Annotated in this window: 18 protein-coding genes, 1 other RNA gene and 1 pseudogene; 12 read left to right on the forward strand and 8 right to left on the reverse strand. The window is 66.5% G+C overall.

All coding sequences use genetic code 11. From position 1 onward, the window contains the following. Position 1: 1 nt before the first annotated feature. Positions 2-637 (reverse strand): response regulator transcription factor, encoded by a 636-nt coding sequence (locus ACTHJF_RS12840; protein WP_404635326.1) that lies wholly within the window; start codon positions 635-637, stop codon positions 2-4. 66 nt (positions 638-703) lie between these two features. Here ACTHJF_RS12840 and ACTHJF_RS12845 point away from each other — a divergent pair, with 66 nt between their 5' ends. Continuing rightward, positions 704-2,314 (forward strand): MASE1 domain-containing sensor histidine kinase, encoded by a 1,611-nt coding sequence (locus ACTHJF_RS12845; protein ID WP_440254829.1) that lies wholly within the window; start codon positions 704-706, stop codon positions 2,312-2,314. A gap of 290 nt (positions 2,315-2,604) precedes the next feature. On the opposite strand, the gene fur is transcribed toward ACTHJF_RS12845, so the two are convergent. After that, positions 2,605-3,021 carry a ferric iron uptake transcriptional regulator gene (gene fur, locus ACTHJF_RS12850; protein ID WP_440267451.1) on the reverse strand — a complete coding sequence of 139 codons (417 nt, stop codon included), beginning with the start codon at positions 3,019-3,021 and terminating at the stop codon, positions 2,605-2,607. Positions 3,022-3,095: 74 nt separating this feature from the next. Here fur and ACTHJF_RS12855 point away from each other — a divergent pair, with 74 nt between their 5' ends. Next, positions 3,096-3,539, forward strand: a complete 444-nt coding sequence (locus ACTHJF_RS12855; protein WP_440267452.1) for an outer membrane protein assembly factor BamE — start codon at positions 3,096-3,098, stop codon at positions 3,537-3,539. A 24-nt stretch (positions 3,540-3,563) separates the two neighbouring features. Here the strand turns inward: ACTHJF_RS12855 and ACTHJF_RS12860 are convergent, their stop codons facing one another. Continuing rightward, positions 3,564-3,857 (reverse strand): RnfH family protein, encoded by a 294-nt coding sequence (locus tag ACTHJF_RS12860; RefSeq protein WP_440267453.1) that lies wholly within the window; start codon positions 3,855-3,857, stop codon positions 3,564-3,566. Further along, positions 3,850-4,281, reverse strand: coding sequence for a type II toxin-antitoxin system RatA family toxin (locus ACTHJF_RS12865; RefSeq protein ID WP_440254834.1), 432 nt, complete (start codon positions 4,279-4,281; stop codon positions 3,850-3,852). The genes ACTHJF_RS12860 and ACTHJF_RS12865 overlap by 8 nt, the downstream gene beginning before the upstream one ends. Before the next feature lie 84 nt (positions 4,282-4,365). On the opposite strand from ACTHJF_RS12865, the gene smpB reads away from it, so the two are divergent. The 5 genes and pseudogenes from smpB (at position 4,366) to ACTHJF_RS12890 (ending at position 7,276) form a co-directional block, all read left to right on the forward strand. Beyond that, positions 4,366-4,857, forward strand: a complete 492-nt coding sequence (smpB, locus tag ACTHJF_RS12870) for an SsrA-binding protein SmpB (protein ID WP_440267454.1) — start codon at positions 4,366-4,368, stop codon at positions 4,855-4,857. A 108-nt stretch (positions 4,858-4,965) separates the two neighbouring features. After that, positions 4,966-5,320, forward strand: a transfer-messenger RNA (tmRNA) gene (gene ssrA, locus ACTHJF_RS12875). A 139-nt stretch (positions 5,321-5,459) separates the two neighbouring features. Further along, complete coding sequence (locus ACTHJF_RS12880) at positions 5,460-6,335, forward strand: DMT family transporter (protein ID WP_440267455.1); 876 nt, start codon at positions 5,460-5,462, stop codon at positions 6,333-6,335. A 61-nt stretch (positions 6,336-6,396) separates the two neighbouring features. After that, positions 6,397-6,726: pseudogene (locus tag ACTHJF_RS12885) on the forward strand (aldo/keto reductase); the annotation flags it as partial. Between the two features lie 124 nt (positions 6,727-6,850). Further along, positions 6,851-7,276 (forward strand): aldo/keto reductase, encoded by a 426-nt coding sequence (locus ACTHJF_RS12890; protein WP_440267456.1) that lies wholly within the window; start codon positions 6,851-6,853, stop codon positions 7,274-7,276. A 79-nt stretch (positions 7,277-7,355) separates the two neighbouring features. Here the strand turns inward: ACTHJF_RS12890 and ACTHJF_RS12895 are convergent, their stop codons facing one another. The 3 genes from ACTHJF_RS12895 to ACTHJF_RS12905 all read right to left on the reverse strand — a co-directional run bounded on the left by ACTHJF_RS12895 (position 7,356) and on the right by ACTHJF_RS12905 (position 14,050). Next, complete coding sequence (locus ACTHJF_RS12895; RefSeq protein WP_440267457.1) at positions 7,356-8,279, reverse strand: 5'-nucleotidase; 924 nt, start codon at positions 8,277-8,279, stop codon at positions 7,356-7,358. 72 nt (positions 8,280-8,351) lie between these two features. After that, positions 8,352-9,113, reverse strand: coding sequence for an NAD kinase (locus ACTHJF_RS12900; RefSeq protein ID WP_440267458.1), 762 nt, complete (start codon positions 9,111-9,113; stop codon positions 8,352-8,354). 86 nt (positions 9,114-9,199) lie between these two features. After that, entirely contained in the window at positions 9,200-14,050 is a 4,851-nt protein-coding gene (locus ACTHJF_RS12905; protein WP_440267459.1) for an NAD-glutamate dehydrogenase, read from the reverse strand. On the opposite strand from ACTHJF_RS12905, the gene ACTHJF_RS12910 reads away from it, so the two are divergent. The 3 genes from ACTHJF_RS12910 (at position 13,967) to ACTHJF_RS12920 (ending at position 19,036) form a co-directional block, all read left to right on the forward strand. Further along, positions 13,967-14,281: a hypothetical protein gene (locus ACTHJF_RS12910; RefSeq protein ID WP_440267466.1), complete on the forward strand. Its 315-nt coding sequence runs from the start codon at positions 13,967-13,969 to the stop codon at positions 14,279-14,281. The two genes, ACTHJF_RS12905 and ACTHJF_RS12910, sit on opposite strands and share 84 nt — an antisense overlap. 354 nt (positions 14,282-14,635) lie before the next feature. After that, entirely contained in the window at positions 14,636-15,844 is a 1,209-nt protein-coding gene (locus ACTHJF_RS12915) for an efflux RND transporter periplasmic adaptor subunit (RefSeq protein WP_440267460.1), read from the forward strand. A 12-nt stretch (positions 15,845-15,856) separates the two neighbouring features. Next, on the forward strand, positions 15,857-19,036 hold the full coding sequence (locus tag ACTHJF_RS12920) for a multidrug efflux RND transporter permease subunit (protein ID WP_440267461.1): 3,180 nt from the start codon (positions 15,857-15,859) through the stop codon (positions 19,034-19,036). 129 nt (positions 19,037-19,165) lie between these two features. On the opposite strand, the gene ACTHJF_RS12925 is transcribed toward ACTHJF_RS12920, so the two are convergent. Beyond that, positions 19,166-20,326 (reverse strand): acyl-CoA dehydrogenase family protein, encoded by a 1,161-nt coding sequence (locus tag ACTHJF_RS12925; protein ID WP_440267462.1) that lies wholly within the window; start codon positions 20,324-20,326, stop codon positions 19,166-19,168. Positions 20,327-20,563: 237 nt separating this feature from the next. On the opposite strand from ACTHJF_RS12925, the gene ACTHJF_RS12930 reads away from it, so the two are divergent. Continuing rightward, a complete protein-coding gene (locus ACTHJF_RS12930) occupies positions 20,564-21,490 on the forward strand; it encodes an ArsR/SmtB family transcription factor (RefSeq protein ID WP_440267463.1) in 927 nt (308 codons plus the stop codon). Positions 21,491-21,509: 19 nt separating this feature from the next. Beyond that, the gene (locus ACTHJF_RS12935; RefSeq protein ID WP_440267464.1) at positions 21,510-22,589 is read left to right on the forward strand and encodes a homocysteine S-methyltransferase family protein; all 1,080 of its coding nucleotides are present in this window, start codon (positions 21,510-21,512) and stop codon (positions 22,587-22,589) included. Positions 22,590-23,018: the final 429 nt, after the last annotated feature.

Below are 23,018 nucleotides of genomic sequence, written 5' to 3' on the forward strand. Positions count from 1 at the left end.
CTCAGCCCGGCCCTTCCAGCAGGCCGCGCTCGGCAGCCATGCGGTAGAGATCCAGTTCCGAGCCGGCGCCAAGCTTGCCCATCAGGCTGGCGCGGTGGATGTAGACGGTTTTCTGGCCGATGCCCAGTTCAGCGGCCACCTGCTTGGGCGCCCGGCCCGCGGCCAGCAGCAGAAACACCTCGCGCTCGCGGGCAGTCAGGCGCTGGATCGGATCGAGCGCTTCGGCCGGACGCTCGGCGCGACGCCGACGGAGGTCGGAGCTCAGATAGCACTCGCCGTTCATCACGGCGCGCAGTCCGGCCACCAGTTCCTCCGGCGCTACCCCCTTGGTCACGTAACCGCTCGCGCCGCGGCGCAGCGCTTCCGATACGTAAGGTTCGCCGTCATGCATGCTCAGCACCACGATGCGGCTGGACGGCGAGACGCTCAGCAGGTGCTCGATCAGCGGCAAGCCGCTGCCGTCCGGCAGCGAAAGGTCCAGCGCCACCAGATCCGGTGAACGCCGGTTGATGGCGTCGACCGCGTCATCGGCGCAACGGCATTCGGCGACCACTTCCAGATCCGGCTCCATCTCGATCAAGCGCTTGAATCCCTCGCGCACGATGGCGTGGTCATCCACCAGAACGATGCTGTACATGCCTCTCCCTCGACCGCCATGCGGCCTCCGCGACCTCACAAAGCATGGCACATGTACCATGCGCCGATGCGGACCCAGACCACCCGTTTACTCACTTCCGGCCCGTTCCTGGGCGTGTGCTACCTGCTCGCCTGGCTGGCTCTGTGGCCCACCGAACAACCTTACTGGATGCTCCCTTTCGGGCTGCGCTTCGGCGCCCTGCTGCTGACGCCGGTCCGGCAGTGGCCCTGGCTGCTCGGCCTGGAACTGGGCGCCAGTGCGGTGCTGGAAATCCACCAGGATGCCCGGCTGGGCTGGCTGGGTTTCCTGCTTGGGGATCTGCCGGACCCGTTGATCGTGGCTACCGGCTTGTGGCTGCTGCGCAAGGCCAACCTGCACCCGAGCCTGCGCGTCCCCGAAGACGTGACGCGCCTGCTGCTGTCGGCGGTGCTGATCGTGACCGCCACCACTGCCATCGATGCCGCCCTGCTGGCACTGATGCATCAGACCACCCCCTCCACGCCCATGGTCGAGGCGCTTGGGCTAGACCTGCTGAGCAACTACCTCGGCGTACTGCTGGTCGTCCCGTTGATGATCATGCTGGCGCGCGCCCGCCCCAACCGCCGCATGCTAGCCAACCTGATCATGGACGGCCTGCTGGTGATGCTGCCGTCGATGGCGATCCTGCTGATGCTGTCCGAGCACGCCTCCCCGCAGCCCCAGTTCGCCCGCGTGCTGTCGCTGGCGCCGGTGATGTTCTTCGCCTTCCGCCACGGCTGGCGCGGCGCCAGCCTGGCGATGATCACCACCAGCATGGGCATGAGCCTGGTGGACCACGTGGTCGGCCAGCCAATGCCCAGCGCGTCGGGCTACTTGTTCCTGGCAGTGGCCGGCACGGGTGCCCTGATGCTCGGCTCGGCCACCGACGCCTTGCGGCGCAGCAGCGAGCGGGTGGCCGAACAGAACGTCTATCTGGCGGCAGTGAACCGGCGGCTCGATCAGCTGGCGCGCCAGCTGCGCGACGCCGCGCGCGGCAACCTGCAGGCCGAAGAGAGCCAGCGGCGCTACATGGCTGCAGAGCTGCATGACGAGCTGGGACAGAACATCACTGCCATCCAGACCCACATCAAACTGGCGCAGGGGCGCCTGCAGGCGGTGGGCATGGAGGACGTGGGCCACTCCGTCAACGCCATCCTCGGGCATATGCGGCGCGCCCTGCACCGCCTCTTGGACGACCTGCGCCCGGCGGTACTGGATGAGTTCGGTCTGCTCCGTGCACTGGAGGAAGGCCCGATCCGTGACCTGCTCGATGCGGCCGGCATCGTCTACGTAACGGACATGTACGGCGACCCCCGGCTGCTCGACGACGACACGCGCACGGCGATCTATCGCCTGGTGCAAGAAAGTGCGACGAACACTGTCAAACACGCGCAGGCCAGTCATTTCCGGCTGCGGCTGCGCATCGGCGAACGTCACGGCACCCCGCTGGCCCTGCTGGACATCCGCGACGACGGCATCGGGCTGCCCGGCACCGTGCCCCGCGGCGGGCGCGGCTTGCAAGGCATGCGCGACCGGGTGACCTCCCTGGGCGGGCTGTTCCGTCTGAGGCAGGCGCCCGCCGGGGTTCACCTGCGGATTTTGCTGCGGGGCAACAACGCTCCTGCCACCAAACCGGCCCTCGCCACCCGTACCGCCTAGGAATTTTTCTGATACACGGTTCGTGAAGCCTTCGTTACGATCGACCCATCGATGTGGGGGAGCCGCCATTGCAAGATGGCGTGCCGAAGTCACCGTGGGGACGGTGGCTTCGAAGGGTGGCAAGGATTGCTGCTCGGCCGGTACCAACGGCGTTTCGGGTCAGCGCGAGCAATTCGCCTCGATCCGGACGCCACCAGGTAACGGATAAGCCGTAGGTGGACAGGAGTCCTCCTGCGGCTTTTTTTCGTCTGGGCTCCGGCGAGGCGGGCCGCCCTCCCGGCTTCTGACGGTTACTTCCGGCCAGCCTTGGGCCGGACGTAAAGCACGAGGCTGTGATCCACGATCTCATAGCCGTGCTTGGCGGCGATCTCCTTCTGCAGCCGCTCGATCTCCTCGCTGACGAACTCGACCACCTTTCCGCTGTCCACATCGATCATGTGGTCGTGATGCTTGCCGCGATCGAGCTCATAGACCGCCTGACCGCCCTCGAAGTTGTGCTTCATCAGGATGCCGGCTGCCTCGAACTGGGTCAGCACGCGGTAAACGGTGGCCAGCCCGATGTCTTCCTGGGAAGCGAGCAGTTTTCGATAGATGTCTTCGGCGGAGAGATGGTGAACGCCCTCCTCCTCGAAGATCTGCAGGATGCGCATACGCGGGTGCGTGACCTTGAGTCCTGCCTTGCGCAGCTCCTTGGTTTCCTGATCCATTGCAAGCTCCACGCGCGGTACCCCAAGACCGTTAGTGTATCATCCGTCACCTTTACGTTCGGGACGCAACACGCATGCAAAAGCTGATTCGCACGCTGGGTTTCGCCACACTGGCGCTGTCCCTGGCCAGTTGTCGCCTTGTGTATACCCCCGACGTGCAGCAGGGCAACATCCTCACCAAGGAAGCGGTTGCGCAGCTCAAGCCGGGCATGACCAAGCGTCAGGTGATCGTGCTCATGGGCTCACCCTCGGTCGCCAGCCCGTTCGACCAGAACCGGTGGGATTACGTATCCACCCAGCAGCACCGCGGCGGCGAGATCAAGATTCGCACGTTCACCCTCACCTTCAACAACGACACGCTGGTTCGCACCGAAGGCGACTTCTTCGCCCAGGACGCCCAGCAGCTGCTCAACGACACCAAGAAGTACAAGGTGAACTATCCGGTCGACGAAACTCGCGGCGACAAGAGCGATGGATCGACGGATGCGGGAACCGGGGACAAGCCGGCGGGCGAATAAACGGCTGAGGCCGGGCGGCCGCCTTCAGCGGGTGCGCGTCGCGCGACGGCGGCGCGCTTCCTTCGGGTCGAGCTGCAACGGCCGGTAGATTTCCAGGCGGTCCCCCTCTTGCAGCACGTGGCCAGGTTCGACACGGCGGGCGAAGATCCCCAGCGGCTGCCCTTCGAGCAAGTCCTGTAAGCCGTTTTCGTCCTGCGCGATGGCGGCCAGCGCGGCGCCGGCGGTCGAACCGACCGGCAGGCGCAGCCGCCAATGGCGCGGACCCTCCGGCCGCGGCCACACGATCTCCACTTCAATCTGCTCCTGCGGCTCAACCATAAGTGCGCTTCGCCTCGCGGCTGAAGTCCTCGACCATGCGGCTGGCCAGGCCCTGGAAACCCAATTTGATGGCACTGGCGCCGAGCCAGCCCGCGTAGTCGATGTCCAGGGCGAAGGCGATCTTGCAGCCACTGTCGCCCAGGGCGGTGAAAGTCCACAGCCCTTCGAGGGAACGGAAGGGACCGTCGACGAGGCTCATTTGCAGGCGATGGGGCCGATCGAGCGTGTTGCGCGTCGTAAAGCTCTGGTTGAACGAGGCAAGCTTGAGATCGAGCCGCGCCACCAGCATGTTCTCTCCGCGCTCGGAGACGTGCGACCCGGAACACCAGGCAAAGCGCTTTGGGTATGCTTCGACATCGTTGACCAGATCGAACATCTGCGCGGGCGTATACGGCACGAGCGCGCTGCGGCGAATCTCGATCACGGTAGCCTCTTCAAGAAAACATCCAGGTACGGCCAGATATGCGGCCAAGCCGGCACAGGGCAAGCGCCCGGAAGTCTAGCGGACATGGCCAAGAACAAGGACAAGGACACCAAGGGCGGCGGCACCATCGCGCTGAACAAGCGCGCGCGCTTCGAGTATCACATCGACCAACGCTACGAGGCCGGCGTGGCATTGCAGGGCTGGGAGCTCAAGGCCTTGCGCGCCGGGCGGATCAACTTCGGCGAGAGCTTCGCCATGATCCGTGATGGCGAGATCTTCCTGCACGGCGCATCGATCCCACCGCTGATCAGCGCCTCTACCCACGTCATTGCCGAGGACCGCCGCACCCGCAAGCTGCTGTTGCACAAGCACGAGATCGACCAGTTGGTCGGCGCGGTCGAGCGCAAGGGCTACACCATCGTGCCCACGGCCATGTACTGGAAGGGCAACAAGGTGAAGGTCGAAGTCGGCGTGGCCCGTGGCAAGCAGGAACACGACAAGCGCGATACCGAGAAGGAGCGCGACTGGCAGCGCGAGAAGCAGCGCACGATGAACGCTCACAATCGCCACGGCTGATGCTTCCCGGCTGAACCGCAGGTACGCCCCTGCACGGCCGGGGCAATGCGTTCATTGATGTGGGCAAAGCCGGCACCATATACTTCGTCGGCTATCGCAAGTTTCCCCGGGGGTGTCCTGGCTTCGACGGGGGTAGTGAGATGGCTTGATGCATGCCGAGGGGGCAGCTTTCCTCGTTAATCCAGCAGCAAACTTATAGTTGCCAACGACGACAACTACGCTCTCGCCGCTTAAGGCGTAAGCCCCGAACCCACTTGTGCTCGTGCTCGTCGGTGTAGGGTCATTATCACGGGATCGCCAAAGACTGCCGCCTGTCGGTCCTAGGTCAAATCAAGCAGGCTGGTTTCGCGGTGCGCTTTGCTCATCGTGCTTGTCGCGGAACGAGATGGAACGTTGAGCTACGCATGTAGATTCAGGCGTTGAACACCTTCGGACGCGGGTTCGACTCCCGCCACCTCCACCAATCCAAGCCCGACTGGTTCGCCAGCCGGGCTTTTTTCTGCATGGACGCCTGGAATGTCGCCACTGCCCTTGCCGGCGGGCCAGCGACAGTGCGCGTCGTGGGACAATGAACGGCCGCGTTTTCTCGATGCAGGACTTTCATGCGCAAGGGCGTCATTCTGGGTTTTGCCTGCTACGCGGCTTATGCGATCAGCGATGCCTGTGTGAAGTCGCTGCACGGGGCCCTGCCAGCCTACGAAACAGTGTTCTTCGGCGCCTTGCTGTGCCTCGGTGCCCTGCCCTTCATTCGCTCACCCGGCGATCGACTGCGCGACGTGGTGATCGCCAATCGTCCCGGTCTGTGGTGGGTGCGTGCGGTCACTGGCGCGGTGTGCAACATCGCCGCGGTGGTGGCCTTCACTCTGCTGCCGATGGCGGAGACCTTCGCGCTGATCTTCCTGATGCCGATCTTCGTCACCCTGCTCTCGGTGGTGTTCCTCAAGGAGCACGTCGGCTGGCGGCGATGGACGGCCGTGGTGACCGGCTTCGTCGGCGTGCTGGTGGTGCTGCGGCCGGGCTTTCGGGCGTTGGGCCTGGGGCACCTCGCAGCCATCCTATGCGGCCTGTCCGGGGCGGTCTCGATGGTGGCGATGCGGCTGGCCGGGCAGCACGAAAAGCGCATCAGCCTGTACGGCGCCGGCGTGGTGGGCCCGCTGCTGATCGGCGGACTGCTGATGCTGCCGCACTTCGTCTGGCCAGACCGGCACGCCTGGCTGCTGCTCCTGGGTTATGGCCTGATGCAGGGGCTGGCCGGTGTGCTGCTCATGCTGGCCACCCTGCTCGCTCCGGCCAATCGCATCGCGCCGACCCAGTACAGCCAGATGCTGTGGGCGATCGGCTTCGGTTACTGGCTGTTCGGCGACCGGCTGGACTGGCCGATGCTGGTCGGCATTGCGCTGATCTTTGGCGCCGGCCTGTTTACCCTGGTGCGCGAGGGACAGGTCACCCCGTGGTGGCGTCGGCAGAAGCTGGTGTGAGTGCGCTTGTCGCCGGCGATGCGGATTGGCAGACTGCCCCGCCTTCCCGCGCGTGCACGCCATGACTCCGTCCCGCCTCGAGCTCTCTCCCATCGTCGCCGGCCTGTGGCGGCTCACCGAATGGCAGCTCGACGTCGCCGGCCGCGTGCGCTGGATCGAACAGGCCATGGATCTGGGCATCAGCAGCTTCGACCATGCGGACATCTACGGCGACTACCGCGCCGAGGCCCTGTTCGGCGAGGCCCTGAAGGCCGCGCCCGGCCTGCGCCGGCGCATGCAGCTGGTGAGCAAATGCGGCATCCGGCTCCGCTCTGCCGACCTGCCCTACCGGCTCAATCACTACGACACTTCGGCCGCCTACGTGCGCGCGCAGGTCGAGCGCTCACTGGTCAACCTGCACACCGAGCAGCTCGACCTGGTGCTGATCCACCGCCCGGACTACCTGATGGATGCGGCCGCGCTCGCGGAGAGCGTTCCGCACGCTGACCGCCGAAGGCAAGGTTCTCCACTGGGGCGTGTCCAACCACCGCGCCAGCCAGTTCGAGCTGCTGCATCGCCACTACCCGCTGGCAACCAACCAGATCGAACTCTCACCGCTGGCGCTGGACGCACTCGACGACGGCACGCTCGACCAGGCCCAGGCGCTGGGCCTGCGCCCGATGGTCTGGTCGCCGCTGGCCGGCGGCCGGCTGTTCAGCGGCAAGGAACCGCGCACCGTGCGGGTCCGCGAGGAAATGAGCTCGATCGCGGCACGACTCGGCGTCAGCCTCGCCACGCTGGCCTATGCCTGGGTGCTTCGCCATCCATCCCGTCCCCATCCGATCACCGGCACCGGCCGCATCGAGGGCCTCGCCGAGGCCGTGGCCGCGCTTTCGCTACCGCTGGAGGCCGAGGACTGGTACGCGATCTGGACCGCCAGCCAGGGCCATCCGGTTCCCTGACTGCATCGCGCATCAGGTGACCGGCCACCGCGCGCAGGTTCAAAGCTTCGTCGGCGACATCGTCGGCGCGCCGCTGACGTCACCGGTTGCTGACCCCGTGCGGCACGTGGCCCGTCGCCACGTGCTTGCGCGCGGATTCCACGTTGGCCGGCGAATCGTCGAAGAAGATGTCGGCGCCGAAGGCGTCCAGGAACGGTCCCTTGTCGCGACCACCGAGGAACAAGGCTTCGTCGATACGCACGCCCCACTTGCGCAGCGTGAGGATCACCCGCTTGTGAGCTGGCGCCGAGCGGGCGGTGACCAACGCTGTGCGGATCGGCGAGTTCTCGGCCGGGAACGCCGCCTGCAGGCGGTGCACGGCGGTGAGGAAACCACGGAACGGCCCCACCGAAAGCGGCTCGGCGGCACGCGCATGTTCGCTGCGGTGGAACGCATCCAGGCCCTCCTCGCGCGACACCCGCTCACCCTCGTCGCCGAAGATCACCGCATCGCCGTCGAAGGCGATGCGCAGTTGCTCGCTGGCCCGCGGTGGCGCCGTGCTGGGCAGGATCGTCGCCGCCGCCACCCCCGCCGCCAGCGCGCGGCCGACGTCTTCGGCGTTGGCGGACAGGAACAGGTCGGCCTTGAACGGGGCGATGTAGTCAGAGGTCGGCGCGCCGCTGGTAAACGCGGCGCGACTGATCTGCAACCCGTAATGCTGGATGGCGTTGAAGATGCGCAGCCCCGTGTCGCCGGAGTTGCGTGATAGCAGGATTACCTCCACTGGCGGCACGTCGCCGGCCAGCTTGTTGAGGCCGAGCAGCTTCTGCACCAGCGGAAACGCTACGCCCGGTTTGAGGATCTCTTCCTCGTGCTCGATCTGGAAGCTGCGATAGGCATCCAGGCCGTCACGCTCGAACAGCTCGTGGCTGTCGCCTAGGTCGAACAGTGCGCGCGAGGAAATGGCCACCACCAGCCGGTTGTCGCTGGTGGAGGAAGGATCGTGGGCGGTGGTTCGGGACATGGGATCAATCTAGCGCAACCGGCGCGGCTTGCGTGGCGCAGATGGCTGCATCGTTCGCGTTGAGCGAGGCGCTCAATCCGCCGCGAACTGCTCGTCGAGAATGCGCTGCTCCAGGTTGTGCTCCGGGTCGAACAGCAGCCGCACGCCGTGTTCGCGCGACTGCCGGATGCGCACCTCGCGCACGTGGCGCACCTCGTGGAAATCCGCCGTGGCGCTGACCGGACGCTTGCCAGGATCGAGCACCCGAAGCCCCACCTCGGTCAGATGCGGCAGGATCGCGCCACGCCAGCGGCGTGGGCGGAACGGGCTGATCGGGGTCAGGGCGAGCACGTTGGCGTCCAGCGGCAGGATCGGTCCGTGGGCGGACAGGTTGTACGCCGTGGAGCCGGCCGGCGTGGACACCAGGATCCCGTCGCACACCAGGTTGGCGAGCTTCACCGTGTCGTTGAGCTTCACCTCCAGGTGCGCGGCCTGGTTGCTCTGGCGCAACAGCGACACCTCGTTGAACGCGATCGCCGAGGCCACATCGCCGTCGGCGTTGGTGGTGTGCATTTCCAGCGGGTACAACGTGGCGACGTGGGCCAGTGCGATACGACCGGCGAGGTCATCGAGCCGGTGCTTGTTCATGAGAAAACCCACCCGTCCGAGCTTCATGCCGTAGACCGGCAGGTGCAGGTCGCGATAGGCGTGCAGGGTACGCAGCATGAAGCCGTCGCCGCCCAGCGCCACGATCACCTCGGCCTGCGCCACTGGCACATCGCCGTACCGCTCGGTCAGCTTGCGTCGCGCCTGCTGGGCGACGGGAGTCTCGCTGGCGACAAAGGCAAATCGCATGGACGGGGCGGCCACCGGGAAGGTGCGCCGAGCTTACAGGAGGGCCGCGCCGTCTCGCGACGGCGCGGCCTCATGCAAAGTGTCGATCAACCCACCGGCACCTGCGCGAGCTGGGCCAGCCGGCGAACCGCCACAGAAGCGATCGGATAATCCGCGTTCTGCGTGAGGATCTCCGCCAGCATGGTGCGGGTGTACTTGAGCGTGGCATCGTCGCGCTCCAGCCACGCTTGCACCGGCGAGCGGTCGGCCTGATCGCCGCACAGCGCCAGCACCTGCAGCGCCAGGGCTCGATGCTGATGGTTGAGCTCATCCAGCAGCGAACCGCGCGCCTGGGCGTGCCAGTGACCTTCCACCGGCAGCGCCTCGATCTGGTCGCGCAGCCATTCCAGGTCGAGCGCCTCGCCCAGTTCGTAGAACACGGTGGCGACCTTGGCGATCGGCGCCCCGCTCTGCTGGGCCACCTCCACCATGTCCAGCGCCGCACGCAGTTCGGACAGCCGCGCGAGCCGCACCGCCAGCTCGGTGGGCAGGCCCAGGCCTTCCCACTTCTCCTGGCTGCACTCGAAGTCGCCCCGACCGGTGTCGGTGAGCGCCGCCGGCAAGGCCTTGCGCAGTTCGCTGACGTGGCTCTGGTAGCGCTCGACGTTGGCGGCGATGTCCAGCGTGCCGCCCGGCCGGTTGAGGAGCCAGCGGGTCATGTGGCGCAGCAGGTTCCAGATCTGCAGGATCGCGTCGATCTGCGTGTTCTCGGCCACCTGGCTGTCCAGCCCTTCGATCTGCGCCCACAGCTCGCGGGCGTCGAGGATCTCGCGGGCCGCGGTATAAGCCTTAGCAATCGCTGCCGGCCCCTGTCCAGTGTCTTCCTGCATGCGCATCATGAAGGTGGCGCCCATGCGGTTGATCGTCGAGTTGGTCACCGCGGTGGCGATGATCTCGCGCTTCAGACGATGGCGCTGCATGTGCTCGGCGTACTTCTCGTGCAGCGGCTCGGGGAAGTAGCGCACCAGTTCCTTGGACAGATACGGATCTTCCGGCACGTCCGACTCGAGCAACTGCTGGAACAGCTTGATCTTGTCGTACGACAGCAGCACCGAGAGTTCCGGCCGGGTCAAGCCCTGGCCGCGTGCCTTGCGCTCGGTCAGTTCCGCGTCGCTGGGCAGGTTCTCCACCTGGCGGTCGAGCAGGCCCTCGCCTTCCAGCGTGCGGATGAAGTGCGCCATCGAGCCGATGCGCTTGATCGACTGGTGCTCCATCAGCGTGATCGCCTGGTTCTGGCGATAGTTGTCCCATAGCACCAGCTGGCCGACCTCGTCGGTCATCACGCGCAGCTGCTCGTTGCGCGCCTCGTCGGTGAGCTCGCCGCGCTGCACGGCGTCGCCGAGCAGGATCTTGATGTTCACCTCATGGTCGGAGGTGTCCACGCCGGCGGAGTTGTCGATGAAGTCGGTGTTGAGCAGCACGCCGTGCTGGGCCGCCTCGATGCGGCCCTTCTGGGTCATGCCCAGGTTGCCGCCCTCGCCCACTATCTTGCAGCGCAGCTCGGCGCCGTTGACGCGCAGCGCGTTGTTGGCGCGGTCGCCCACGTCGGCATGGGTTTCGCTAGATGCCTTGACGTAAGTGCCGATGCCGCCGTTCCACAGCAGGTCGACCGGCGCCTTGAGGATGGCGCTGAGCAGTTCGGTCGGCGCCAGCTGGGTGACGTCAGCCTTGATGCCGAGCACGGCGCGCACTTCCGGCGAGATCGGGATCGATTTGGCGCTGCGCGAATACACACCGCCACCGGCGGAGATCAGCGATTTGTCGTAATCCTCCCAGCTCGAACGCGGCAGCTTGAACATGCGCTCGCGCTCGATGAAGGAGCGCTCCACGTCCGGCGCCGGATCGAGGAACACGTGGCGGTGATCGAATGCCGCCACCAGCTTGATGTGGCGCGACAGCAGCATGCCGTTGCCGAACACGTCGCCGGACATGTCGCCGATGCCCACGCAGGTGAAATCCTGCGTCTGCGAGTCGCGACCCAGCGCGCGGAAGTGGCGCTTGACCGACTCCCACGCACCCTTGGCGGTGATGCCCATCGCCTTGTGGTCGTAGCCGTTGGAGCCGCCGGAAGCGAACGCATCACCCAGCCAGAAACCGTGCGCCACCGAGATCGCGTTGGCGATATCGGAGAACGTTGCCGTGCCCTTGTCGGCGGCCACCACCAGATACGGATCGTCCTGGTCGTGACGCACCACGTCGTGTGGCGGCACCACCTGGCCTTCGACCAGGTTGTCGGTGATGTCGAGCAGGCCGGCGATGAACAGGCGGTAGCAGGCGATGCCCTCGGCCTGCTGCGCGTCGCGATCGCCGCCTTCGGGCGGGTTCTTGACGTAGAAGCCCCCCTTCGAGCCGACCGGCACGATCACGGTGTTCTTCACCATCTGCGCCTTCACCAGGCCCAGCACCTCGGTGCGGAAATCCTCGCGACGGTCGGACCAGCGCAGGCCACCGCGCGCCACCGGACCGAAGCGCAGGTGCACGCCTTCCACCCGCGGTGAGTAAACGAAGATCTCGCGGTACGGTACCGGCTTGGGTGCGTCGGGTACGCGGTGCGAGTCGAACTTGAAACTGATGTACGGGCGATGCTTGCCGTCCCACAGCTGGAAGTAGCTGGTACGCAGCGTGGCGCTCATCACGTCGAGATAGCTCTTGACGATGCGCTCGTCATCCAGGCTCGCCACGTCGTCGAGCAGCGTGCGCAGCGCTTCAGTCAGCACCTGCACCTGCTCGGCGCGGGGCTTAGCCAGGCAGGCGACCATGCCATCGACCAGCTCCGGCCGCGCGTTGCGCGTGGCCTCGGGGATCAGCGCCAGCATCTCACGGCGCAGGTCTTCACCGGCGCGGGCCAGCTCGTCGGCGGACAGCTGCTCGCGACGCGGATCGAACTTGGCGTGGAACAGCTCGATCAGCACACCGGCGATTGCCGGATAGCGGTTGAGCGTAGCTTCCATGTAAGTCTGCGAGAACGCGATGCCCACCTGCTGCAGGTACTTGCAGTAGCCGCGCAGCATGGCGATCTGGCGCCAGTCGGCCTGGGCGAACAGCACCAGATTGTTGAAGCCGTCGCTCTCGGCCTGGCCTCGCCACAACGCCTCGAAGGCGCGTTCGAAACGGTCGCGCACGTGTTCCAGCTCGAAGCTCAGCGGCTGCTTGGGCTTGAGCTCGAAGTCGTGCACGGTAAGCGGGTGATCCTTGTTCTCCAGGCTGTAGACATGCTCGGCGAGCATGCGCACACCCATGTTCTCCAGCATCGGCAGCGCCTCGGAGAGCGGAATCGGCTCGCCGAAGTGGATCACCTTGAAGCGCAACGAGCCGTCTTCGTGCCGGTACAGCGACATGCGGATCGCATCGTCGGCGTCCAGGCTGGAGAGCGCCTCGATGTCGGACGCCGCCACCGCCGGCGCCACCTCGTCGATATAGCCCGGCGGCATCGCACGGGCATAGCGGTTGGCGAGCACCACGCCCTGGTGGGCGCCGAGCTTGCGCACCAGCAGATCACGCACCTCGTCCTGCCAGTTGCGCACGATGCGGGCCACGCCTTCCTCCAGCACGTGCACGTCGTAGGCGACCTGTTCGCCCACGCGCGGACGCACCACCACGTGCAAGCGCGCCAGGGCGGCCTCGCCCATCTGCACGGCCGAATCGAGCTCTTCGCCGTGCAGCGCATCGCGCAGCAGGCCCTCGATGCGCTCGCGCACCGTGGTGTTGAAGCGCTCACGCGGCACGAACACCATGCAGGTGAAGAAGCGCCCGTAGCGGTCGCGACGCACGAACAGGCGCGTATGCGCGCGCTGGCGCAGCTCCAGAATGCCGGTCACCGCCTGATAAAGCTCGTCTTCGTTGGACTGGAACAGCTCGTCTCGCGGCAGCGTCTCAAGGATGTGGCGCAGCGACTTGCCCGAGTAGGAGTCGCGCTTGAGGCCGGAGCGGCCCAGCACCGCTTCCACCTTCTCACGTACCAGCGGCACGTCCTGCGGACGCGCCATGTAGGCGTTGGAAGAGAACAGGCCGAGGAAGCGCTGCTCGGCCACCGGCTTGCCGCTGGCGTCGAAACGCAGCACACCGACGTAGTCCATGTGGCCCGGACGATGTACCTGCGAGCGCGCATTGGTCTTAGTCAGGATCACCGGCTCGATCGTGCCGGTGCGGGCGGCATCGGTGCGGCCTAGCGAGCTCAGCGAGCGCGGCGCGAGCGAGCGCTCGTTGCCAGCGAGAATGCCCAGCCCGGAACCTTCCACCGACTGCAGCACCTCGCCCGCCTCACCCTGGCGTACTTCGTACTCGCGAAAGCCGAGGAAGGTGAAGTTGTCGTCAGCCAGCCAGCGCAGGAACTCGCTCGACTCCGTGGCAGCCGTCGTCGGCAGCCCGGCACGCGAGGGCAGATCCGCGGCGATGGCCAGCGCCTTGTCGCGCATCGCAGCCCAGTCGCGCACGGCCAGGCGCACGTCGTCCAGCGCCGTCTCGATGCGCGCCTTGAGCGTATCCTGCGCTTCGCCATCGGCCAGGCGATCGATCTCGAAGTGCATCACCGATTCGGCAGCCGCTCTGTCCTCACCGAGCGCCAGCATGCGTCCGGCGTCGTCGCGGCGTACCTTCACTACCGGATGGATCACGGCGTGGATCTGCAACTCGGCTGCCAGGATCATGCTGACCGTATCGACCAGGAACGGCGTGTCGTCGGTCGCCACCTCCACCACGCTGCGGCCGTCATGGCCGCTTTCCGGATTGATGACCCGCACCGCGGCGCGGCCGGGCTGGCGCTGCCGCAGGAAGTCGAGCAGGTCGAGCACCAGTTCGGCCCACTCGGCCGGCAAGTGCAGCGACTCGTCACCCGCTGCAAGACGGGCGAAAAAAGCGCGGATAAAAAATTGCGCCTCCTGGAGGCGCTGGTCGGGCAAATCCTTTTTGCTGATTTCTTCGGCTACAGCTGCTGCGAGAGAGACATTTTCGGCCGCGCGGATCGCATTCATGGCTTCTACTGTTCAGTGGAGGCAGAGGGGGAACAAAAAGCCTGCGAAGGATACGCTTCGCAACCGAGCGAATCCACCGCGCGGCGCGGTTTGCGGCCATGCTGTGGCGCATGGAAATTGGCCGATGCGCTCTCGCTTGCTCACGCTGCAATGCAATAAGAATTCGCTCCATGTGCCGGCATGCCGACGAAAAAAACCGGCACCGATGCCGCACGAAGCAGGCGTGGCGACGTACCGCGACGGTGACGGCCGATGGCGCTGTACACAACCGGGGAGTTGTTGCAAGTGCGAAAAGCTGCCGTACCGAATGGCGCCGGTGACAGGACAAATTGTGAACTGCCGGGTATAGTGTCGCGATTATCCGCGCCGGTGACCCGCTGGCGATGCGCGTGCATCCGCCTGCCGCCGCGGAACTCAAATCTGCTCGACCCGATCTGCACCTGCGCCCCTCGGGACGCCGGCGAGGCGGCATGACGCACCCCATTCCCCGATCACGCAAGCTATGGAGTTTTCATGAGCCCCTCTTCACTGCGCACACCTCTGCTGTGCCTGGGCCTGCTGGCTTTGGCCGCCTGCGGAGGCAAGGACAAGCAGCAGGCCGCACCGCCGCCGCCCACGGTCGGCGTGGTCACCGTGCATCCGCAGAGCCTGCCGCTGTCCAAGGACCTCGTCGGCCGGCTCTCCCCGTACCGCAGCGCCGACGTGCGCGCACGGGTCTCCGGCGTGCTGCTCAAGCGCACGTATGAAGAAGGCTCGGACGTGAAGAAGGGCCAGTTGCTGTTCCAGATCGACCCGGCGCCGCTGAAGGCACTGCTCGCGGCCAGCCAGGCCAATCTCGCGCAGGCGCGGGCGAGCTACACCAATGCGAAGGTCGCCGCCGATCGCGTGCGCGAGCTGGCGCCCAAGGGCTACGTGTCCAAGTCCGACCTGGACAATGCGCTGGCCGCCGAACGCACCGCCGCGGCCAGCGTGCAGCAGGCCCAGGCCAACGTGCAGACGGCGCGCATCAACCTGGGCTATGCCGACGTCACCTCGCCCATCGACGGTCGCGCCGGCAAGCAGCAGGTGACCGAAGGCGCGCTGGTTGGACAGGGGGAGGCGACGCTGCTCACCACAGTCGATCAGATCGATCCGCTGTACGTGAACTTCACCCTCGGCGTCAGCGAGCTGGACCAGATGCGCAGCGCCCAGGCCGCCGGCAACGTGACCCTGGCCGCCGACAATCGCGCCAGTGTTGCCGTGACGCTGCCGGATGGCCGCGCCTACGACCAGCCGGGCACGGTCGACTTCTCCGACACCACGGTGAACCCGGCCACCGGTTCGGTGGACCTGCGCGCCAAGGTGCCCAACCCGGAGCATCGCCTGCTGCCGGGCATGTACGTGACGCTGAAGGCGCAGCTGGGTGAACAGCACAAGGTGTTCGAGGTGCCGCAGCCGGCGCTGCAGCGCGACACCGCCAGCGCCTACGTGATGGTGGTCGGCGAGGACGGCAAGGTGGTGCGCAAGAACGTCACCGCCGACCAGGTCAGCGGCAACAACTGGATCGTCACCGATGGCCTGGCGGCCAACGATCAGGTGATCGTCTCCGGCTTGCAGACCGTCAAGGAAGGCGCGCCGGCGAAGGCCGAGCCGTGGAAGCAGAACGAGACAGGCACCTCCTCCGCCGCCGCTCAGGCGAAGTCATCCGCCACGGCAGGCCAGGCGCCTGCCGGCAAGCAGTAACGGAGCGCGACCATGCCGAGTTTCTTCATCGACCGCCCGATCTTCGCGTGGGTGGTGGCGATCCTCATCACCCTGGGCGGCACGCTCGCGGTGCTGAACATGGGTATCGAGTCCTACCCCAACATCGCGCCGCCCCAAGTGACGGTGAGCGCCAGCTATCCGGGCGCCAGCGCCGATACCACCGAGAAAACCGTCACCCAGGTGATTGAGCAGCAGCTCACCGGCATCGATCACCTGCTGTATTTCAGCTCCTCGTCCAGCGCCAACGGCTCGGCCACGGTCACCCTCACCTTCGAGACCGGCACCGACCCGGACATCGCTCAGGTGCAGGTGCAGAACAAGGTGTCGCTCGCCACGCCGCGGCTTCCCTCGGAAGTCACCCAGCAGGGCGTGGTGGTGGCCAAGGCCAACCCCGACTTCCTGATGTTCGTGGCGCTCACCTCGGACAACCCGGCGATCGACGGCGCGCGCCTGAACGACATCGTCTCCTCGCAGGTGCTCGACCAGGTGTCGCGCATCTCCGGCGTGGGCTCGATCCGTCAGATCGGCTCCGAGTACGCCATGCGCATCTGGCTCAACCCGGACAAACTGCACGGCTACAACCTCTCGGCCACGCAGGTGCTCGCGGCGATCAAGGCGCAGAACGTGCAGTTCGCCGCCGGCTCGCTCGGCGCCGATCCGGCGCCGGCCGGCCAGGGCTTCAGCGCCACGGTATCGGCCGAGGGACGTTTCTCCACGCCCGAGGAGTTCGGCAACATCATCCTGCGCGCCAACAGCGACGGCACCACGGTCAAGCTCAGCGACGTGGCGCGCATCGCCTTCGGCCCGCAGAACTACGGCTTCCACGCCCAGTACAACGGCAAGGAAGCCGGCGCCTTCGGCGTACAGCTGCTGCCCGGCGCAAACGCGCTGGACGTGGCCACCGCCGTGCGCTCGAAGATGACCGAGCTGGCCAAGAGTTTCCCGCAGGGCGTGAGCTGGTTCGTGCCGTACGACAGCACGCCGTTCGTGCGGATCTCGATCGAAGAGGTAATGCACACGCTGATCGAGGCGATGATCCTCGTCTTCCTGGTGATGCTGATCTTCCTGCAGAACTTCCGCGCCACCATCATCCCCACGCTGGTGATTCCGGTGGCCCTGCTGGGAACCTTCCTGGGCCTGCTGCCACTGGGCTTCACGATCAACCAGCTGACCCTTTTCGGCATGGTGCTGGCGATCGGTATCGTGGTGGACGACGCGATCGTGGTGATCGAGAACGTCGAGCGCATCATGACCGAGGAGGGTCTGTCGCCGAAGGAAGCCACGCGCAAGGCAATGGGCCAGATCACCGGCGCCATCGTGGCGATCACCGTGGTGCTGGCGGCGGTGTTCGTGCCCTCGGCACTGCAGCCTGGCGCGTCGGGCGTGATCTACAAGCAATTCGCGCTCACCATCGCGGTGTCGATGGGTTTCTCGGCGCTGCTGGCGCTCTCGTTCACCCCGGCGCTGTGCGCGAGCATCCTCAAGCCCGAACACGAGCACAAGAAGAACGTCGTCTACCGCGGCTTCAACCGCATCTTCGACCGCGTCACCCGGATCTACAGTGGTCACATCGGCAGCGCGATCAGTCATGCGCCGCGTTGGATGGTGGTGTTCGCAGCGATCTGCGTGCTGTGTGGCGTGCTGTTCACGCGCATGCCCACCAGCTTCGTGCCCAGCGAAGACCAGGGCTTCGCGCTGGCCATCGTGTCGCTTCCGCCCGGCGCCTCGGTGGAGCGCACCCAGCACGTGATGAAGGAAGTGCGTGCCCGGCTGACCAAGGATCCGGCTGTCGAAGGCATGTTCCAGATCTCCGGCTTCAGCTTCGTCGGCGCCGGCGAGAACACCGGCATGACCTTCATCCGCCTGAAGGACTGGGCCAAGCGCGATGTCACCGCCGATGAGTTCATCGGCAAGGCCAACGGCATGCTGCACGGCATCCGTGACGCGCAGATATTCGTGGTGAACCTGCCGACCATCCGTGGCCTGAGCCAGTTCGGCGGCATCGACATGTGGCTGCAGGCACGTGCCGGCCAGGATCGCAGCGAGCTGACCAAGGCGCGCAACACTCTGCTGGGCAAGGCCGCGCAGAACGACAAGCTGATGGGCATCCGCCCGCAGGCGCTGGAAGACGCCCCCGCCCTGCAACTGAAGGTAGACCGCGTGCAGGCGCAGTCGCTGGGCCTGTCGGTGAGCGACATCTACAACGCCATCCAGCTCACCCTGGCGCCGGTATACGTCAACGACTTCGCCTACGCCGGCCGCGTGAAGCGCGTGCTGATGCAGGCCGACCAGGCCTACCGCATGGGCCCGGACGCGCTGCAGCACATCTACACGCCCAGCTCGCAGACCGCCAACGATGGCAGCCCGCAGATGATCCCGATCTCCAGCGTGGTCGACGCCAAGTGGACCCTCGCCTCGCCGGCGCTGGCCCGCTACAACGGCTACTCGGCGGTGGAGATCGTGGGCAATGCGGCACAGGGCTACTCCACCGGCCAGGCGATGGCCGAGATGGAGAAAATCGTCAACGACGACCTGCCCAAGGGCTTCGGCTACGACTGGACCGGCCAGTCCTACCAGGAAATCCTCTCGGGCAACTCGGCCACCCTGCTGATGGTGCTGTCCATCGTGATCGTGTTCCTGTGCCTGGCCGCTCTGTACGAGAGCTGGTCGATCCCGGTGGCGGTGCTGCTGGTGGTGCCGCTGGGCCTGCTAGGCACGGTGGTGTTCTCGATGCTGCGCGGCCTGCCGAACGACATCTACTTCAAGATCGGCCTGATCACGGTGATCGGCCTGGCGGCGAAGAACGCGATCCTGATCGTGGAATTCGCGGTGGAGAAACAGGCCGAGGGCAAGAGCCTGCGCGAAGGTGTGATCGAAGCCTCCCGCCTGCGCCTGCGCCCGATCCTGATGACCTCGATGGCGTTCATCCTGGGCGTGCTGCCGCTGGCCATTTCCACCGGCGCCGGCGCCAACTCGCGCCACGCCATTGGTACCGGTGTGATCGGCGGCATGATGTTCGCCACCTTCCTCGGCCTGCTGCTGATCCCGGTGTTCTACGTGGTGGTGCGCCGCCTGCTCGGCGACAAGCTCGACGGGCCCGAGTCCGGCAAGCCAGCGCAAGGCCACCGCGGCATGCAGCCGTTCGACTCCGACCCGCGGCGGGGAGCGTAAAAAATAATAAAAAAGCCCCGGTTCATGCCGGGGCTTTTTTGAGGGGCACGCACTGTACGCGGATGCTTTGTGTCACGTGACGAAAAGCGCCGCGCTCTAAGGTGCGCCCCTGTAGAGATGGCCCGGCGATCAGCGCAGGCCGGTCTCCGCCCGCGCGATCACCATGCGCTGAATCTCGCTGGTGCCCTCGTAGATCTCGGTGATCTTGGCGTCGCGGAAGTAGCGTTCCAGCGGCATCTCCTTGGAGTAACCCATCCCGCCGTGGATCTGCACGGCCTGGTGGGCGATCCACATCGCCGCCTCGGACGCCACCAGCTTGGCCACCGACGCCTCGGTGTTGAAGCGGCCGCCGCTCTTCTCCGCCTCCATCTTGGTCCACGCTGCGCGCAGCGTGAGCAGGGTGGCGGCGTCGAGCTTGCACTTCATGTCGGCGATCTTCGCCTGGGTCATCTGGAAGGTGCCGATCGGATGGCCGAACGCTTTGCGGTCGCGCGACCACTGCAGCGTGGCCTCGTAGGCTGCCCGCGCAATGCCCACGGCCTGCGAGGCGATGCCGATGCGGCCGGCGTCGAGCACGCCCATCGCGATGGAGAAACCCTTGCCGATCTCGCCAAGCACGTCGTCCTTGGAGCAGACGTACTCGTTGAGCTCGATCTCGCAGGTGGCCGAGGCGCGGATGCCCAGCTTCGGCTCGGTCTTGCCGGCATGGAAGCCCGGCTTCTGCGTGTCGATGATGAAGGCCGACACGCCCTTGGCGCCGATGCCCGGGGTGGTGATGGCGAACAGCACGATGTAGCGCGCCACCGGGCCGGAGGTGATCCAGCTCTTCTTGCCGTTGATCACCCAGTCACCGTTCTCGTTCTTGGTGGCGCGGGTGTGCATGGCCGAAGCGTCGGAGCCGGATTGCGGCTCGGTCAGCGCGTAGGCGCCGATCGCCTCGCCCTGGGCGATCGCGCGCACGTACTTCTGCTTCTGTTCCTCGCTGCCGTGCTTGAGGATGCCGTTGCAGAACAGCGAATTGTTGACCGACATGATGGTCGAGGTGGCGGCATCGGCCGCCGCGATCTCGATCATCGCCAGCACGTAGGCGATGGTGTCCATACCCGCGCCGCCGTATTCCTCCGGCACCTCGATACCCATCAGGCCGAGCTGGCCCATCTCGCGGATGTTGTCGAGCGGGAATTCGCCCTTCGCGTCCAGCTCGGCGGCCACCGGCGCGATGCGCTTGAGCGCGAAATCGCGGGCGATCGACTGGATCGACAGCTGGTCTTCGGTAAAACGGAAATCCATGAACTACTCCGGTGCGATGGCTTAGCCGACCATTTTAGCGTGGCGGCCCCCTCGGGCTTGTGCGCTTGCAGCAACGGATCGGCAGCGCCGCCGTGGTCAGCGCAATTACGGCACGCGAGGCACCGTGGATGCCCCTCCGCATCGGCACGCCGCCAGCGGCCATCCTGTCAACCCTTGACGCCCCCGCAATGCAGGCCTAGCCTTACTTATCTTTGTATCGCGATAAAAGGATGACGCATGGACCTGGCAACTGCCTCCAGCGTGCTCCGGCTACTGGCCGACCCCACCCGTGTACGCCTGTTGGCGGCCCTGGAAGGTGAAGAACTGACCGTGGCCGAGCTCGCTGCCGTGCTGCATCTGGCACAACCGCGCGTGTCCACCCATCTGGCCAAGCTGAAGGAAGCCAACCTGGTACGCGACCGTCGCGCCGGCGTATCGGCCTACTACCGCGCCAATACCGAGGGCGACGAGCACCAGCATCAGTTGCTGAAATCGCTGCGCGAGAGCATCGACGATGCGCTGCTGCGCGAGGACGCCGCGCGTATCCCCGGCGTGCTCGCCCAGCGCGCGCGCGAGGCCGGCTGGGCAGACACGGTGGCTGGCGACATGGAACGCCACTACTCGCCAGGCCGCACCTGGGAGACCCTGGCCCGCTCGCTGCTGCAGTTGCTGGAGACCGGCGACGTGCTGGACATCGCCTCCGGCGACGGCATCACCGCCGAACTGCTGGCGCCGCACGCGCGCTCCATCGTCTGCATCGACTCCAGCGAGCGCGTGGTCGAAGCCGCCGCCCGCCGCCTGCAGGCATTCTCCAATGTGGAGGTGCGCCAGGGCGACATGCAGGCACTGGAGCTGGGCGAGCGCCGCTTCGACCTGGTGCTGATGCTGCACGCGCTCACCTACGCCGCCGAACCGGCCGTGGCCGTGGCCGAAGCGGCCCGTGTGCTGCGTCCCGGCGGGCGCCTGCTGGCGGTCACGCTGGGCGAGCACGACCACCGCGCCGCGGTGGAGCCGTTCGACCACATCAATCTCGGCTTCTCGCTCAAGCAGCTCGGCAGCTTTGCCGCGGCCGCGGGACTCGATGTGGTAAGCGCCAACCGCCTCAGCCGCGAGCGCAAGGCGCCGCATTTCGAAGTCATCAGCCTGCTGGCACGCAAGCCGTAGGCCATCGAGGAACATGCCCATGACCACCCTGCCCTGGCTCCATCCCGAGCGCGTCGCCAAGCTCCAGGCCGCGCTGCGCGAGCGCATCCTGATCCTCGACGGCGGCATGGGCACCATGCTGCAGGGTCACCAGTTGGACGAAACCGCGTTCCGCGGCGAGCGCTTTGCCGGCGGCCACGACAGCACGCATACGCACGATCACCCCGGCGCCTGCGACCTGAAGGGCAACAACGACCTGCTCACGCTGACCCAGCCGGACATCATCCGCGGCGTGCACACCGCCTACCTGGAGGCCGGCGCGGACCTGGTGGAGACCAACACCTTCAACTCCACCCGCATCAGCCAGGCCGACTACCACCTCGAACACCTCGCCTACGAGCTCAACCGCGCCGGCGCTGCCCTGGCCCGCGCGGCCTGCGACGCGATGGAGGCGAAGACGCCGGACAAGCCGCGTTTCGTGATCGGCGTACTCGGCCCCACCAGCCGCACTGCCTCGCTGTCGCCGGACGTCAACGACCCGGGCTTTCGCAACGTGAGCTTCGAGGAGCTGGCGGCCAACTACACCGAATCGGCCCGCGGCCTGATCGACGGCGGCACCGACCTGATCATGGTCGAGACGATCTTCGACACGCTCAACGCCAAGGCCGCGCTGTTCGCGCTGGCCGAGCTGTTCCGCGAGCGCGGTGGGCGCTTGCCGGTGATGATCTCCGGCACCATCACCGATCGCTCCGGCCGCACCCTCTCGGGGCAGACCGCCGAGGCGTTCTATTACTCGGTGCAGCACGCACGCCCACTGTCGGTGGGCCTGAACTGCGCGCTCGGCGCGGCCGACCTGCGCCCGCATATCCAGACCCTGGCGCGCGTCGCCGACGGCTACGTCAGCACCCACCCGAACGCCGGCCTGCCCAACGCGTTTGGCGAATACGACGAGACGCCTGAGCAGATGGCCAGCGTGATCCGCGGCTTCGCCCGGGACGGGCTGCTCAACCTGGTCGGTGGCTGCTGCGGCACTACGCCCGCGCACATTCGCGCCATCGCCGAGGCGGTGAAGGACTGCGCGCCGCGTGCGCTGCCCTCGCTGGATGAGGCTGCGGCGTGAGTTGTGAGTTGCCGCGGCGCTGGAGCCCTCCCTCACGTGGGAGAGCGGGCTGGGCCAGGAACTGGCTCCTGGCTGGTCGCTTCGCCCAAGCATCAGAGCGCCCCCTCACTCCAGCCCTCTTCCCCGGCTACGCCAGGGGAGAGGGAGCAGGACTCCGCGGCAGCGCGCGCTTTAGCCCTCTTCCCCGAGCTTTGATCGGGGGAGAGGGTTGGGTGAGGGGGAAGCTCTTGGCTTTCCCCTTCCCCCAGGCGTCAGAGCGCCCCCTCACCCCAGCCCTCTCCCCGGCTACGCCAGGGGAGAGGGAGCAGGACTCCGCGGCAGCGCGCGCTTTAGCCCTCTTCCCCGAGCTTTGCTCGGGGGAGAGGGTTGGGTGAGGGGGAAGCTCTTGGCTTTCCCCTTCCCCCAGGCGTCAGAGCGCCCCCTCACCCC

The organism is Dyella sp., assembly GCF_051962475.1.
Lineage (GTDB): Bacteria > Pseudomonadota > Gammaproteobacteria > Xanthomonadales > Rhodanobacteraceae > Dyella_A.

Bases quoted from the DNA above. Each gene is read 5' to 3' on its own strand.
- ACTHJF_RS12840 (WP_404635326.1), bottom strand. From the start codon at position 637: ATGTACAGCATCGTTCTGGTGGATGACCACGCCATCGTGCGCGAGGGA.
- ACTHJF_RS12845 (WP_440254829.1), top strand. From the start codon at position 704: ATGCGGACCCAGACCACCCGTTTACTCACTTCCGGCCCGTTCCTGGGC.
- fur (WP_440267451.1), bottom strand. From the start codon at position 3,021: ATGGATCAGGAAACCAAGGAGCTGCGCAAGGCAGGACTCAAGGTCACG.
- ACTHJF_RS12855 (WP_440267452.1), top strand. From the start codon at position 3,096: ATGCAAAAGCTGATTCGCACGCTGGGTTTCGCCACACTGGCGCTGTCC.
- ACTHJF_RS12860 (WP_440267453.1), bottom strand. From the start codon at position 3,857: ATGGTTGAGCCGCAGGAGCAGATTGAAGTGGAGATCGTGTGGCCGCGG.
- smpB (WP_440267454.1), top strand. From the start codon at position 4,366: ATGGCCAAGAACAAGGACAAGGACACCAAGGGCGGCGGCACCATCGCG.
- ACTHJF_RS12880 (WP_440267455.1), top strand. From the start codon at position 5,460: ATGCGCAAGGGCGTCATTCTGGGTTTTGCCTGCTACGCGGCTTATGCG.
- ACTHJF_RS12895 (WP_440267457.1), bottom strand. From the start codon at position 8,279: ATGTCCCGAACCACCGCCCACGATCCTTCCTCCACCAGCGACAACCGG.
- ACTHJF_RS12900 (WP_440267458.1), bottom strand. From the start codon at position 9,113: ATGCGATTTGCCTTTGTCGCCAGCGAGACTCCCGTCGCCCAGCAGGCG.
- ACTHJF_RS12915 (WP_440267460.1), top strand. From the start codon at position 14,636: ATGAGCCCCTCTTCACTGCGCACACCTCTGCTGTGCCTGGGCCTGCTG.
- ACTHJF_RS12920 (WP_440267461.1), top strand. From the start codon at position 15,857: ATGCCGAGTTTCTTCATCGACCGCCCGATCTTCGCGTGGGTGGTGGCG.
- ACTHJF_RS12925 (WP_440267462.1), bottom strand. From the start codon at position 20,326: ATGGATTTCCGTTTTACCGAAGACCAGCTGTCGATCCAGTCGATCGCC.
- ACTHJF_RS12930 (WP_440267463.1), top strand. From the start codon at position 20,564: ATGGACCTGGCAACTGCCTCCAGCGTGCTCCGGCTACTGGCCGACCCC.
- ACTHJF_RS12935 (WP_440267464.1), top strand. From the start codon at position 21,510: ATGACCACCCTGCCCTGGCTCCATCCCGAGCGCGTCGCCAAGCTCCAG.